This is a genomic window from Coprococcus eutactus, assembly GCF_025149915.1.
Classification (GTDB): domain Bacteria; phylum Bacillota; class Clostridia; order Lachnospirales; family Lachnospiraceae; genus Coprococcus; species Coprococcus eutactus.
This window is the reverse complement of record NZ_CP102278.1, coordinates 1,259,921-1,274,682: the sequence shown is the minus strand read 5'-3', so window position 1 is coordinate 1,274,682 and position 14,762 is coordinate 1,259,921. Positions and strand designations below refer to the sequence as shown.

Annotated in this window: 12 protein-coding genes; all 12 read right to left on the bottom strand. The window is 43.8% G+C overall.

Going from position 1 to position 14,762, the window contains the following annotated elements:
* Positions 1-5 precede the first annotated feature (5 nt).
* Complete coding sequence (locus tag NQ536_RS05465) at positions 6-965, bottom strand: AAA family ATPase (RefSeq protein WP_004853209.1); 960 nt, start codon at positions 963-965, stop codon at positions 6-8.
* Between the two features lie 59 nt (positions 966-1,024).
* Complete coding sequence (locus NQ536_RS05460) at positions 1,025-2,953, bottom strand: EAL domain-containing protein (RefSeq protein ID WP_004853210.1); 1,929 nt, start codon at positions 2,951-2,953, stop codon at positions 1,025-1,027.
* A gap of 87 nt (positions 2,954-3,040) precedes the next feature.
* Complete coding sequence (locus NQ536_RS05455) at positions 3,041-3,787, bottom strand: glycerophosphodiester phosphodiesterase (RefSeq protein ID WP_044998340.1); 747 nt, start codon at positions 3,785-3,787, stop codon at positions 3,041-3,043.
* 47 nt (positions 3,788-3,834) lie between these two features.
* A complete protein-coding gene (locus tag NQ536_RS05450) occupies positions 3,835-4,266 on the bottom strand; it encodes a hypothetical protein (protein WP_004853214.1) in 432 nt (143 codons plus the stop codon).
* A 21-nt stretch (positions 4,267-4,287) separates the two neighbouring features.
* A complete protein-coding gene (locus NQ536_RS05445) occupies positions 4,288-5,832 on the bottom strand; it encodes a Y-family DNA polymerase (RefSeq protein WP_004853215.1) in 1,545 nt (514 codons plus the stop codon).
* A 31-nt stretch (positions 5,833-5,863) separates the two neighbouring features.
* Complete coding sequence (locus NQ536_RS05440; RefSeq protein ID WP_004853218.1) at positions 5,864-7,342, bottom strand: MATE family efflux transporter; 1,479 nt, start codon at positions 7,340-7,342, stop codon at positions 5,864-5,866.
* 25 nt (positions 7,343-7,367) lie between these two features.
* Positions 7,368-8,363 carry an ROK family protein gene (locus tag NQ536_RS05435; RefSeq protein ID WP_004853220.1) on the bottom strand — a complete coding sequence of 332 codons (996 nt, stop codon included), beginning with the start codon at positions 8,361-8,363 and terminating at the stop codon, positions 7,368-7,370.
* 378 nt (positions 8,364-8,741) lie between these two features.
* The gene (locus NQ536_RS05430; protein WP_004853223.1) at positions 8,742-8,939 is read right to left on the bottom strand and encodes a hypothetical protein; all 198 of its coding nucleotides are present in this window, start codon (positions 8,937-8,939) and stop codon (positions 8,742-8,744) included.
* A 280-nt stretch (positions 8,940-9,219) separates the two neighbouring features.
* On the bottom strand, positions 9,220-9,735 hold the full coding sequence (locus NQ536_RS05425) for a vWA domain-containing protein (RefSeq protein WP_004853227.1): 516 nt from the start codon (positions 9,733-9,735) through the stop codon (positions 9,220-9,222).
* A 120-nt stretch (positions 9,736-9,855) separates the two neighbouring features.
* Entirely contained in the window at positions 9,856-10,902 is a 1,047-nt protein-coding gene (locus NQ536_RS05420; protein ID WP_004853229.1) for a macro domain-containing protein, read from the bottom strand.
* A gap of 102 nt (positions 10,903-11,004) precedes the next feature.
* On the bottom strand, positions 11,005-12,396 hold the full coding sequence (locus NQ536_RS05415; RefSeq protein WP_022216044.1) for a uracil-xanthine permease family protein: 1,392 nt from the start codon (positions 12,394-12,396) through the stop codon (positions 11,005-11,007).
* A gap of 67 nt (positions 12,397-12,463) precedes the next feature.
* On the bottom strand, positions 12,464-14,758 hold the full coding sequence (locus tag NQ536_RS05410) for a xanthine dehydrogenase family protein molybdopterin-binding subunit (RefSeq protein WP_004853233.1): 2,295 nt from the start codon (positions 14,756-14,758) through the stop codon (positions 12,464-12,466).
* Positions 14,759-14,762 lie beyond the last annotated feature (4 nt).

The following is a 14,762-nucleotide window of genomic DNA, read 5'->3' as shown; positions in this document are numbered from 1 at the left end:
CCTCCTTATGTTCTCGGAAGCTTCACCGACTTCCTTACTTCCTCCAGTGCCGTATCAACCGTGAATCCATTCGCCCTAGCTCTGGAAGACAGTTTAACCCTATGCCCCAGAACAGCCGTGAACACCGCCTCAATATCATCAGGTACAACATAATTCCTTCCTGACAATAACGCCATCGCCCGGCTCATTCTGAGCAGCGAATTTGCGCCTCGAGGACTTGCACCCAAGGCAAAATACTCATTGTTTCTAGTTTTCTCTATCAATGTGACTATATAGTCAAATATAGAGTCATGGACACTCAAACTGTTCGTCTTCTTCTGAAGCTCCACCAGTTCCTCCCTGGACACTACCAAATTCACACCGTTTATAGGGACAAACTCCTGTCCTTTCAGTATCTGTACCGCAGCATCATGGGATGGATATCCCATGGAAAGTCGTATCATAAATCTATCCAGCTGGGATTCCGGCAGCATCTGAGTGCCTGATGATCCAATGGGATTCTGCGTCGCTATGACAGTGAACGGTTCAGGGAGCTGTCTTGTGACTGCATCTACAGTGACACATTTCTCCTCCATGATCTCAAGAAGTGCCGATTGACTCTTTGGTGATGTTCTGTTGATCTCATCTGCCAAAAATAGATTGCAGAATGCTGCGCCCTCCCTGTATTCAAAATCACCTGTCTTGGCATTGTACATCGAGAAACCCATGATATCACTAGGAAGGACATCCGGGGTAAACTGTACACGGTTATATTTCATATCCAAAGCTTTCGCAAATGCCATTGCAAGTGTGGTCTTTCCGACACCAGGGATATCATCGAGCAATATATGCCCACCAGCTAGTATCGCAGCGTATACCTTTGTTATGACATCTCTCTTGCCCTTGACCACCTTCTCTATCTCATCTATAACTACGTTGCTGATGTTGCCGTTTTTTTCAGCATCCGTCCTTCTTATGTCAACCATATATTACCCTTCCTTCATGTATCGTGCACCACTCAGTCTTCATATATCTGACTTGCATGTCAATCCATATTGACACGCTTTACCTCACTGACAAACTTCTCCATAGGCAATGGTTTTGAAAAATAATACCCCTGAATGTAATCAACACCCAACGCCTTAAATTCCTTGAACGACTCGAGAGTCTCAACGCCCTCTACAAGGATCCTCAAATTCATATCTCTCACCATTGATATAGTGTTCTTCACTACTTTGAGCATCTTGTCATTCTCGTTCATCTCTGTAAATGTCTTATCCAGCTTAACTATCGCAAATGGCATTGACGCAATCCTCTTCATATTGGAGTACCCTGTTCCAAAATCGTCCAGTGAAAACGCTATTCCATCGTCGTTAAGTTCTTCGATATTGTTCATCATAGTAGTCTGGGCATACGCAGCGGCTGTCTCCGTGATCTCAAGGTTGAGCTGCTCTGAGCTCACATTATATCTGTTCATTATCTCCCTGACATCGTCTGCAAGTTCACTGCTCATGCACTGTATCACCGACAGATTCACTTCTATATAATCAAGTCCAAGTTCTTTAAACTTATCGCTGACTATAAACTTACACACCTCTTCCAACACAAACTTACCTATCTTATGTATCATACCGCTCTTTTCAGCTGCCGGAATAAATATATCTGGTCTTACATAACCATATTTTTCATCGTACAACCTGAGCAATGCCTCAGCACTGTTATATCTCTTAGCGCTTAATGAATAGATAGGCTGATAATAAACTTCAAATCTTCCGTCTACGAAAGCACTGTCTATTATCACATCAAGGTTCTTGATCAGATCATAATTTTCTTTTTTGTATATATCCCTTGCATACATGATCTGTCCTGTATATTCCCAGTCAGAGAGTTCTGTACCAAATCTCATAACAGCATCCACATTGTCTATATCCTCCGGACACCTGGTAATACAGATATTTGCAAGAAGGTTTATCAACATTCCATTGTATGTGTATCCCTTTTTCAGCTCAGAGTTTATGTTGGCTGCAAACCTCTCCGCCTGATCAGCCACCTTATAATCCATTATGCATCTAAACATGCCATTGCCAAGATAATACCATTCTGTGTTGTATCTTTTTGACTGTCCCATGGCAACCAGCTTGTCTGAAACACATCTGAGCAGCTTGTGATATTCCACAACACCGATCATCCCCCTAAGCGCCTTGTCATTCACAAGCGATATCATGATGATGCCTATATTAAGTCCATTGTCAAGAACATTGTCGACATCCTCCATATATCTGGTTATGTTGTTCAGACCTGTTGCGTTGCTTATCATCTGTTCAGGGCTCTGTATTAACAGTGCAACAAACAATAATCCTATAGAATTGGCAAACATCTCTACTGGAACCTCAGGTACGAGCACCTGCTTGAATGCTGCAACAACCACCAATGGGAAGATCATGATAACAGATATCAGGCACTTTCTAGATAGCCTTCTTCTGTATTTCATGACAACTATAAACCCTATGATCATGTATATGAACGATGTGATATAAAGAAAGACCATGAACCGCTCTCTTGCATACTCACCATCAGTTCCAATAGAGAATACCGTTGGATAAAACAGATTCACTATCAGAAGTAACACACATAACAAAGTCGGAAGTGCCAGAATAACAGACTTTACTCTGCCCCTGAATATATGTATGGCATCAACCATACTTATAACGTATATTGTATATAAAGCAGCCGAGAGCACATGAAATACAAGATATCCCGTATGGAAAAAATACTGAGCAAATGTATGTCTTTCACCAATATTATCGTATGCAATAGCACCTATATCAAAAGAGGTTGCAACCAACGCCACGATCAGCACTATAAGAAATTGCCTGCTCATCTTTCCTCTGGTCAGTCTTTTCATGACGACTGATATCAGAATAAGTGCAAATACAATAAACGCAGCATAATCAAAATACAGTACCTTGTTCATCTCATCCCCTCCTTTGTACCTAATATCCTTCTCTGTCTAGTCTGTTTATTCTTTTAACTTTAACTATAGCAAAAAATCAGTTTTCTATCAATGGATATGTTTCATAAGGAGATCTGGTCTGTCAGATATTATCCCATCTACGCGCAGTGCTATCATCCTATCCATAATTTTCTCGTTGTTCACGGTCCACACAAACACAGGATACCCTTCCCTCTTCATTCTCCGCACAAACTCTCTGGTACACAGAAGGTAATGTGGTGATACAAAATCAGCCTTACACCTCTTTAGTCTTCTCGCTGGAAAGTATTCATTAAGCCGCACACTTAATCCAGCCTTATCCTTGCCAATTAACAGCCCCGTGGTTATCCTTGGATCTATGGATTTCACTTTATATGAAACCTTATCCTTAAATGATTTGATGGAAAATTCATTATACCCATATCGCTCTTTCACCAGGTTCACTACAGGTCTCTCGTAACCACTCTCTTTGAGTTCAATATCCAAATGTATCTTTCCCTGGCAGAGATCAAGGACCTCCACCAGTTTCGGAACTCTGTAGCCCAACCGTCTGGTTATATCATTTATCCTGTTATATGTGAGATCTCTGACTTTCTTGCCATCTATAGCCGAATCATGAAAGACAATGAGAACATCATCACTTGTCTTTCTCACATCAAATTCTACCATATCTGCTCCAATATCTATGGCAATCTGAAACGACTCCAGGGTATTTTCATGCTCTGCCAGCGCACTGGCTCCGCGGTGTGCTATGGTGAGTGGTCTCTCATTTTTATTTGCTCTATAGCCCTCAAATGATTTTTTATTTCTTTTCATAATAAAAACCTCTCTCATAAAATATCGCTTTACAATAAAATATCGCTTTACAATAAAATCTCATTTATGTCATATACATCATCCACAGGTATTGCAGCTATGCATCTGCCGCTTTCATCTCCCAGAAGGATCATCTGGCGGTACATATCCACTTTCATTATTCTTCCTGATACATGTTCATACCGCCCACCAGACTTTCTCTCATCCCTGACAAAATACTCCACATCCACTAATATTTCGCCTGCACTATGCATTATATTCGTAAGTTTCTGATCAAGAACCGCTTTCTGGCTTTCATCAAGTTCCAGTCTATCCTCCGTAAGCCTTGCAGTCTCCGCGATAGCCGCCCCATGCCCTGTAAGCGCAGCAAAGGGCGCAAACTGAGCTGCTCTGTCATGTATGGACATATGTGGATGTCTGTCAGATACGTGATGCGGCATATCATACATATCTTTATATTTAGGATTCAATTCTATCACCCAGCCCCCATATCTTTTTCATCATGCACGATGTCCGCCTATCTGTCCATTTCGGGAGATCGTGGTTCCGCCCTCCTCAAGATTCATACCCTTGAGTATGGCATTCTTACCGAACTTCTTCTTTATCTCTATCATCGCCTGCTGCATATCCTTCTCACGTGCCTCGTCCGCAAGTTCCCTCTGTCTGTTCTCAGCTTCATCTCCAAAATCTTCAAACAGGCTCATCTGTCTGTATCCCTGTCTGTCCTCCGCTTCATCATCTGATATCAGATTATTTGCAGTGACATACACTCTCCTCACGTAAAGCTTCGGATCAACTATCTCCTCAAACAATCCGGTTACCGCGTCCATTATCCTGCGGGTTGACGATGTATACTCACCCAGGTTCACCGTACCATGTGCATTCTTTGGAATCCGTCTGCCATATCTGTCAGTCTGTACTACTCCGGAATATCTCTTTCCTTGATCATTCTTTTTCAGATTGTCTATGTCGTAACCGACTGTAATGACAATCTGATCTGTCTTGACCTTCTTGTCCACAAGCTCAAGCACCAACAGATCTGTCATCTCCCTGACGATAAGCCTGGCCTTATCATATTCATACGGACACGACAAAACCTGCCCCGAACCCATACTGTTGCGCTCTGGTTTATAGGACTTGATATCCGCAATCGTACAAGGTTCCCAGCCCCACGCATGATCTATGAGGAGTTCCGCATTTATGCCAAACAGTCTGTATAGAAGATCTTCATTGTAATATTCATCCTCACGTCCTATGGAACACCTTGCAATATCTCCCATGGTATACATACCATGTTCCTCAAGCTTCTTCGCATATCCTCTTCCGACTCTCCAAAAATCCGTAATGGGTCTGTGATCCCAGAGTTTTCTCCTGTAGCTTTGTTCATCGAGAATCGCTATCCTGACACCATCTTTGTCCGGGGCTATGTGTTTCGCCTCAACGTCCATCGCTATCTTGCACAGATACATATTTGTACCTATTCCCGCTGTGGCTGTTATTCCAGTCTGGCTGAGTACATCCTGTATGATCGTCATGGCAAGTTCGTATGGTGTCTTGTGATATATTCCAAGATAATCCGTGACGTCCATAAACACCTCATCTATGGAATACACATGCATGTCCTCAGGCGCAACATACTTCAGATATATGTTGTAGATCATCGTACTGTATTTCATGTAGTACGCCATCCTTGGCGGTGCTGCTATATATGAAACCGCAAGTTCCGGATGCGTTGTCAGCATAACCGAATCCGTGCTATCCCCAGTAAACACCCCATTCGGAGCAATAGTGCACCTGCTGGCATTTACCTCCTTAAGCCGCTGGACTACCTCAAACAATCTGGCTCTTCCAGATATTCCGTACGCCTTAAGCGAGGGGGACACCGCAAGACAGATAGTCTTCTCTGTCCTCGACGCATCAGCCACCACCAGATTCGTTGTGAGGGGATCCAATCCACGCTCTACACACTCAACTGACGCAAAGAAGGACTTGAGGTCTATGGCTATATATGTCCTTTTTTTATCACTGGTCAAATCTGCCGTCATAAATCTCCGCCCCCTTATCTATAAAACTGCTTTATGAAATCGCCTTAGAAAATTGATTTTGTTTTTTCGTATGTCCCAGCAATTTTCTAGACACAAGTATATATGCAATTATCATGGCCGTACCTGTGATTATCCACGACACTATATATACATTCAGCAGCATTCCAAATGAATGATACTTCGCAAATACGGTGTAAAGCCATATGATCCTGAACACAACTGATCCGATGACAGTTATGACCGCCGGCAGCATCGACTTGCCTAGTCCTCTGAGTGCGGCCGCCGTCATCTCATATGTGCCCGTCATTGCCTCAAGCAGCATGACATGTTTCATTCTTATAAGAGCATACTTTATAACCTCAGGATCCTTGGTGTAGAACCTCACCAGGAAATCTCCGGCCAGCATCATGACACAGCTAAACACTGCAGTCATGAGCATTCCCTCAAGCATAGCTATGCGAAGTGCCTTTCTGCACCTCTGTTTCTCTCCTGCGCCATAGTTCTGGCTGACAAATGTAACCGCAGCCTGAGCATATGCAGATATGACAAAATATGCGAAATACTCAAAATTCAGTCCCGTGGACGATCCAGCTACCGCATCAGATCCAAAACTGTTGATTCCTCCCTGTATAAGAACATTCGAAAGAGAGAACACCGCTGTCTGTATCGCGGATGGTGCACCTATCCTGAGTATCTTTCCCAGGCACACTTTATCTATTCGTATATTCTTCATATCGAGTCTGAGTGGTCCTTCCTCGTGCATCAATATGTACATAACTATTCCTGTGCTGACCACATTGGATATGACCGTTGCCATACCTACACCTGCGACTCCAAGCTTGCACACGCACACAAAGAACAGATTGAGGATAACGTTGAGCACACCGGATACTATCAGACAGTAGAGAGGTCTTCTCGTATCTCCTATCGCTCTGAGCACTGCAGCTCCAAAGTTATAAAGTATGATAAACGGCATACCCACAAAGTATATCCTCAGATATAATACCGCCTGGTCAAGCACCTTGACAGGAGTATCAATAGCCTCAAGTATAGGTCTTGCCACAAACATTCCAGCCACAAGCATAGCTATTCCGCATATAATGGCGAACTTCACGCTGGTATGCACACATTTGCTTATTGAATCCTTCTTGTTCTGACCTATATAATGAGCCACAAGAACATTCACACCAACCGAAAGTCCCACAAATACATTCACAAAGAGAGCAACGACTGCGGCATTACTTCCAACTGCCGCCAGTGCATCACTTCCCGCAAATCTTCCTGCCACAGCCACATCCGCTGAATTGAAAAGCTGCTGCAATATACTACTGGCCGCAAGCGGCATTGCAAATATAAGCATCTTAAGCGCCAGTGAACCGTTTAACATATCCATCTCATGTGATTTTTTTCTATGATCGGTGTTCTTTTCTGTATTCATTTCTATGTTTTTTTCTATACTCTTTTCTGCTCTAATCCTGATGTCCGTCTCTTTTTCGTCATTGTATTTCATCCTGATATGATCTCCGTTTTCTTAACTAGTGGGCACCCTCATACTTCTGAAGATAGTTGAAAAGTGCTCCTATGAGATTGGAATCGTTGCCAAATTTGCACAGTCCCACCTGCATCTCATTATAAATCACTGAAAATTTCGCCAGTTTATCCACATACTTCTTCACGCCCTGTATGAATCTTGGTTCCGCACTGATTCCACCGCCAAGGAGTATGATGTCCGGTGCCAGCAGAACATGCATGTTCATACAGTGCTTGGCAATATTCAGATACCAGTCCTCAAGCACATCTATGACCGCCTTATCACCGACGGCCTCCCACTCATATATCATCTCACCTGACACTTCATCTTCCCTCATGCCCTTGACTGCTGCCACCTCTCTTCTGAGTGAGCTTACCGATGCCTGCATCGTCCAGGTGACATTGTCTGGAAGTTTTACATGTTCCTTTGTATTCTTGAGAGTCGCCTCAAGCGGTACAAGTTTGTCTATATTGTCCCTGTTCACATCTTCAAACAGGTATGACATCTCACCAGCAACCATACCTCTGCCGTGGAGTATCTTTCTGTCTATGACTATTCCCCCACCGACACCTGTGCCAAATACCAATACAACTGCGCTGCTATAGTCCTTTGCATTTCCCTGCCATATCTCCGACAATGCTGCACATTTGCCGTCGTTCTCAAGAGCCACCTTAAGTCCATCGCATCTCTCGCTTACAAGCTCGCCTATATGTGCTTTGTCAAGGTAAGGCAAGGCTCCGCCGGCATAACATATCCCGTTGTCCACATCCACCTGTCCAGGAAGTGATATAGCTATTCCTTGTATATCATATCTTTTCTTATATCCATCATATATCGACTGAAGTGCATCAAGGAATGCATCCAGCCCCTGTTGTATGTTCTCCAGTCCATTCCCAAATCTTCCAGGTGTAGGGAATTTATTCTTCTCCATTATCTCAGCATCTCTGTCCATCACACAATGCTTTATAAATGTTCCGCCTACGTCTATCACAAGGTACATAACTTCTCCTCCATACCGAATATGTTTTATTACTATATATTTTTCTTCAAGCTAAAAAATAGCAGTCTCAAATGTATCTACAGTATACGTTATACCATACGTCATCGTACACAATCATGATGACATACTCTCGCATCAGCGATTTCATTATACTATATCGAACATACATTCGAAAACTACTATTTTTATGTTAGCATATTTTTTTGTTATCAACAACTACTTTTGTAGCACAACCTTTTGTTATATATGACTTATGGCAACACCTAATGTACCATTCCGGAGTTACTTCTGTACTTCTCATTGAGTTCACGGAGTTCCTTCTCACCATTTATATATGGCTCATAGAACGAATCTAGGGGACCACCTCCATGTCAAATATTATTTATATTTGTACTTTTCAAACAACTCCTCCGGATAACCGTTTTCCTGACCAGTATCGCCCTGCAAACCATCGTGGCGGTCATCCTCATTTATGCCAAATGCCGACAACACAACTTCGCATATCGCTTTTCCGGCAATTCCAAATCCTTTTACTATCTTGCCCTTATCAATCAATTTATATCTCCTGTTTACCATGATCAAAAATGTTCATCGTACTGATAACTATCAAATTATATTATACCCTCAGGACTCTTTATAATCAACAATTCACAGTGATATACTATGAATTGTTGATTTTCAGCTTTTTTATTTTTACTTTTATCTTTTACCATGACGCCTCTTGTAATCGTCCCTGATGGTCTCACAGCTTGCATACACCGCATTATCCAGCTCCTCTTTGCTAGATGATCTGCGAACTGCAGACACTGTCTGCGAAATTGCCTGGTAATTAAGTGATACTCCTACACTGTCACATTCATAATTGAATGCTCTGTCTGGCCCCTATGCCAAATCTTCCCGCAGTCTCTATCACGTCAATATTTGCTCCAAGGAACAGGAACTCCCAGCCATATTTTTTCTTCTCCTTCTCCACCATCTTTTTTACCATTTTGTAAGTGTACATTCGGCTGGAATTTTCCATTCCATCAGTGGTTATGATAAACAATGTCTTTTCCGGTCTGTCTTCTTCCCTCGCATATCTGTAAGCATTTGCAATATGGTCGATCGCTCCGCCAATGGCATCGAGAAGAGCTGTGCAGCCCCTGACATAGTACTGCCTGTCATTCATCGGCTCCACTTTATCAACCGAAACCCTATCATAGATCACCTCTGTCTGATCATCAAAAAGCACTGTGGAGATATATGCCTCTCCCTCCTCTTTTCTCTGTTTCTCAATCATGGAGTTGAATCCACCTATGGTATCTGCCTCAAGTCCCCTCATAGAACCACTTCTGTCCAAAATAAAAACAACCTCTGTTAAACCTTTACGCATAATATTTGTCCTCCTTATGATATGTCATCACCTCTCGGTGTTTTATCTTATATACGCATTATACAAAAGAGGCCACGAAAAAAGGTCGCTTCGAAAGCGACCCTGAAAAATCCTGTAATATTACGAAATGGCACACGGCAGTCCGTGTTCTTCCAGTTGAATATCCAGTTCAATAATGTCATATATTTCATTTTCTATGAAGTAAGAGAATATGATATCCGTCTTGTCACATGGGGATAATGCATAGCCAGCTCTTGCCAGCAGATCCCTCGACTCATCAAGGTTAAGTCTCGCCCCTATGCAAAGTCGGAGTGCCGTCTGTTTGTTTGGATGATAGTCCGGGTTATTCTTGATCTTTGAAAACACCTTCTTGCTGACTATCGAACCATCATATACCTCTTTACTCGTCAGATTCTTTTGATGAATAAGGTACATCAGATACTCCGAATAGGTGTCTGATATATGTTTGATCCTCTCATCAAGCTTATCACCGTGGCGCTCACTGAATTCAAATGGAGCTGTCTCCGGAGCACCGAAATAATCGCTTATGCGGCGTGTATCTTCAGAATTTCTACTCCGCCCAGTCTGTGCCACACCAAATCCGTCAGATAGATACTCTGTCTCATTTGCCACTTCGACATAATGTAGATCTATATATGCCTCCAGATCCGGATATATCTTCTCACCAAGCCGCGTAGACTTCTCGTCAAATACAACCAGGAATATGTCCACCTCATTCTCAAAAAGGAATGCATTTATCTCATCCACCGCGATTCTAAGTCCTTCTTCCTTCGGATATCCGAACCCTCCGGTCGAAATCAACGGAAATGCTATAGACCTGACACCATTCTCCTTTGCCAGCTGTAAGCTCTTTCTGTAGCACGAACGAAGCTTTCCCTCTTCTCCGTGATCTCCGTCTATAAACCTCGGACTCACCGCATGAATGATATATCTGGCATTAAGGCCAAACCCCGGAGTTATAAAGGCTCCGCCTTCTTCCACAAACCCGATATATTCCCTGCGATAATTTAAAAGTTCATCATACCCTGCTGCCCTGTATACGGCTCCGTCACATCCTGTTCCAACGACCACATGATCATTTGCCGTATTCACAATGGCATCCGTGGTCATCTTCACAATGTCATTTCTAACTATCCTTAGTGGCATATAATCTCCTCCCAGGGACGTTCCTTCTGTCACAAAGAGCGTCCCTCTGTCCCATTCGTGACACGGGGACACTCCTCGTTACAGAAGGAACGTCCCCGATTACTACTTTTCTTTAGGCAGTATAATATTAAGCAGAATTGCAACCATTGCCGCAGGAACAATTCCTGAGCCTCCAAAAACAAGCTGGAGCAGCTGAGGAGCATTTGCTAGAATACCCGGATTGGCTCCCATTCCATAGCCCACGCCCAGTGCTACCGAAACTATGGACAGGTTGCGTGCGCTTAATGGTTCCTTTGTTATGAGCTGAATACCACTGATAACTATCGAAGAGAACATCATAACCGCAGCTCCGCCAAGCACTGACTGAGGCATGATCGATACCAGTGCTGCAAGTTTAGGGCAAAGGCCACATAATATCAGGAATATCGCTCCTGTTGCAAGCGCAAATCTGTTGACGACCTTAGTCATGGCTACAAGTCCCACATTCTGGCTAAACGATGTATTTGGAAGGACTCCAAACACCGCTGCAAGAGATGAACCCAGACCGTCACACATCACACCACCTGAAAGTTCCTTGTCTGTGGCTTCCCTTCCAAGACCACCTTCCATAACACCTGATATATCGCCTACAGTCTCCACCGCTGTTACAATAAACATTATGAGCACAGGAAGGATTGCGCGCACATCAAACACCGGTTTTACAGGCATGAGCTGTGGAATCGCAAACCAGGAAGCATCTTTCACCTTGTCCCAGTTCAGCACCCAGGCTTTTGTATATTCCACACCATCAGCAGTTATACCTGTTCTCGGAAGAACAAGTCCCATTATGATCGCTGCGATATAACCTGCGATTATTCCAAAAAGAATAGATGACGAACTTAAAAATCCTTTTGTCCAGTGCTTAAAGAAAAGAATAACCACAAGGACAAATAATGCAAGCAGAAGGTTCTCCATGGAGCCAAAGTCTGCGGCATTATTTCCACCTCCAAACGAATTTATTCCCACCGATATAAGGCTGAGTCCAATGGATAAAACCACTGTACCTGTTACAACAGCCGGGAAAAACCTGCGCAATGGCTTCAGGAAAAAGCCAAGCACAGTCTCAAACAGGCCACCGATAATGGATGCCCCCATAATCGCACCATACGCAAGCACTCCACCGCCCATGGTTGCCGCCACGCTGTTGAATACTCCTATAAAACCTGAAGATGTACCCATAATGATCGGCACCTTTCCTCCAACAGGTCCTATTGAGAAAAGCTGTATCAGGGTGACAACTCCCGCGATAAGCATTGCGTTCTGAAGCAGTGAAAGCTGAAGATCAGCAAATTCACCACCGACCAGTCCGCATGCTCCTGTGATAATCAATAATGGTGTCAAATTTCCGACAAACATTGCAAGGACATGCTGAAGTCCAAGAGGTATCGCCTGGGAAAGAGGCATCCTTCCATCAAGCTGGAATGCTGTTTCTGAAAGTTTAAACTTATTTTTCATCTGTTGTTTTCTCCTGTATATTTTTTTCATATTACAGATTCTGTTATTCTGCTTATGTTATCTCCAATCACTCTTCCGGCATGGACATAAGAATCTTCTCCGGTGTAATCGGCAGTTCTCTGTGCCATACACCTGTCGCCCTGTATATGGCATGTGCAATAGCAGGTGCCGGAGTGTTGATAACTATTTCCCCTATCGATTTGGCTCCAAAAGGACCTGTAGGCTCATAGCTGTTTTCAAATTCCACTCTCAAATGTCCCATATCCAGACGGGTTGGTATCTTGTATTGCATGAAACTCGACTCTATCGGGCATCCCTTCGCATTGTAGGTGATGTTCTCAAACAGAGTGTGTCCGATTCCCTGAACTATGCCTCCCTCCGCCTGAACACGTGCCAGTGCCGGATTTATGGCTATGCCACAATCCACGACTGCAGCATAATCCAATATCTTCACTTCTCCTGTATATCTGTCAAGTTCTATCTCAACCATTCCGACCATATATGGAGGAGGCGAAACCGGAGATGAATGAGAGGCTGTAGCTACAGCGGCAATATCATTTGCGACCTGATCCTTAACACTTATATCAGCCAAGGAAACGCTTTGATCTGTTCCTGTCCGATATGCCCTGCCATTTTCGAAATACATTTCATCCTGTTCACATCCAAGCATTCCTGCTGCAATTGCGCACAGCTTCTTCTTCAATTTATCACATGCAAGCTCCACAGCCTTTCCTGTTACATACGTAGTGGATGAAGCATATGAGCCGGAATCATATGGTGAAGCATCTGTGTCTGCTCCAAATACCGCCACGTCATCAACCGAGCAGTCCATACACTCCGCAACCATCTGTGCAAGGATAGTATCACATCCAGTTCCCATATCTGCAGCACCGATTATCAGGTTAAATGTACCATCATCCGCAAGCTTGACCGTTGCAGATCCTACATCCACATTCGATATACAAGAACCCTGCATGGCCATTGCCACTCCTGCAGCCCTAACTTTTCCGTTTCCCATGTCCCTGACAGGGTATTTATCATCCCAGTTAAATATCTCCTTGCATCTGGCCATACATCTGTCAAGAGCACACGCATTTGCCGTTTCACCATAATACGCAGGCATCTTCATTCCCTCGCGCAGCATATTCTGCTCACGGATCACAGTCGGATCTATCCCCAGTTTCTCCGCAAGCTCATTCACCGCAGACTCAAGTGCGAAGATTCCCTGCGTAGCTCCATAGCCTCTGTATGCGCCGGCCGCCATGGTGTTCGTATATACAACATCATATCCAAACCTATATGCCTCAAGACCTCCTGTATACAACGGGATGGACTTATGCCCGCTAAGTCCGACTGTTGTAGGTCCATGCTCCCCATACGCTCCAGTGTTGGACAGCGTATACAGATCAAGTCCTCTTATATGTCCATCGCGGTCTGCTCCCAGACGGACTCTCACCTCCATCTCATGACGCGGTGAACCTGCGATCTGACTTTCCTGTCTCGTAAATATGATCTTGGCCGCACGTCCGGTCTTCATGGTCACAAATGCAGGATACACCTCACTTACCGCTGTCTGCTTTGCTCCAAATCCGCCTCCTATACGTGGTTTTTCCACTCTGATCCTGCTCTTTGGAATGCCAAGCGCTCTTGACAAAATACGACGTACATGAAACACGATCTGTGTAGAAGAAATTACATGAAGCCTTCCATAACGGTCAAGGTGTGTATACGTTCGAAAAGTCTCCATCATAGCCTGGTTAAAGGCTCTCATATGATATCTGTTCTCCAGCACCTCATCGCAGTCAGCTATAACAGCATCAACATCGCCATCACCGCCTACATCGCTTGCTATCAGGTTGCGTTTCGGATCGCCTCCTACCTGAACCGGCGGGAACCAGTCGTCCTCAGGATGAACCAATATATCATTATCCTTTGCCTTGCGGAAATCCAGAACAGGCTCTAAGATTTTATATTTTACCTTTATGAGTTTCATAGCCTTGATTGCTGACTTTTCATCCTCAGCTGCTATGATGGCAACCACATCGCCCACACACCTCACATGGCGGTCCATAATGAGTCTGTCATACGGTGACGGCTCAGGATATGTCTGTCCTGCTATTGCAAACCGGCTATTTGGCACATCCTGCCATGTGTAAATATCTACTATTCCGGGTATTTTTTTTGCTATGGAGACATTTATATCCTCCACAATGGCATTCGCATGTGGACTGCGAAGCAGTTTCACAACAAGTGCATCACCGGGAGTGATATCATCCACATATACCGGTTTGCCAAGAAGTAACTGCATAGAATCTTTTTTTCTAACGGATTTATTAACTACATTATATTTTTTATGTTCCATGAGT

What these genes read in the sequence shown, in the direction of transcription:
- NQ536_RS05465 (WP_004853209.1), bottom strand. Translation starts at nt 965, where the DNA reads ATGGTTGACATAAGAAGGACGGATGCTGAAAAAAACGGCAACATCAGC.
- NQ536_RS05460 (WP_004853210.1), bottom strand. Translation starts at nt 2,953, where the DNA reads ATGAACAAGGTACTGTATTTTGATTATGCTGCGTTTATTGTATTTGCA.
- NQ536_RS05455 (WP_044998340.1), bottom strand. Translation starts at nt 3,787, where the DNA reads ATGAAAAGAAATAAAAAATCATTTGAGGGCTATAGAGCAAATAAAAAT.
- NQ536_RS05445 (WP_004853215.1), bottom strand. Translation starts at nt 5,832, where the DNA reads ATGACGGCAGATTTGACCAGTGATAAAAAAAGGACATATATAGCCATA.
- NQ536_RS05440 (WP_004853218.1), bottom strand. Translation starts at nt 7,342, where the DNA reads ATGAAATACAATGACGAAAAAGAGACGGACATCAGGATTAGAGCAGAA.
- NQ536_RS05435 (WP_004853220.1), bottom strand. Translation starts at nt 8,363, where the DNA reads ATGTACCTTGTGATAGACGTAGGCGGAACATTTATAAAGCATTGTGTG.
- NQ536_RS05430 (WP_004853223.1), bottom strand. Translation starts at nt 8,939, where the DNA reads ATGGTAAACAGGAGATATAAATTGATTGATAAGGGCAAGATAGTAAAA.
- NQ536_RS05425 (WP_004853227.1), bottom strand. Translation starts at nt 9,735, where the DNA reads ATGCGTAAAGGTTTAACAGAGGTTGTTTTTATTTTGGACAGAAGTGGT.
- NQ536_RS05420 (WP_004853229.1), bottom strand. Translation starts at nt 10,902, where the DNA reads ATGCCACTAAGGATAGTTAGAAATGACATTGTGAAGATGACCACGGAT.
- NQ536_RS05415 (WP_022216044.1), bottom strand. Translation starts at nt 12,396, where the DNA reads ATGAAAAATAAGTTTAAACTTTCAGAAACAGCATTCCAGCTTGATGGA.
- NQ536_RS05410 (WP_004853233.1), bottom strand. Translation starts at nt 14,758, where the DNA reads ATGGAACATAAAAAATATAATGTAGTTAATAAATCCGTTAGAAAAAAA.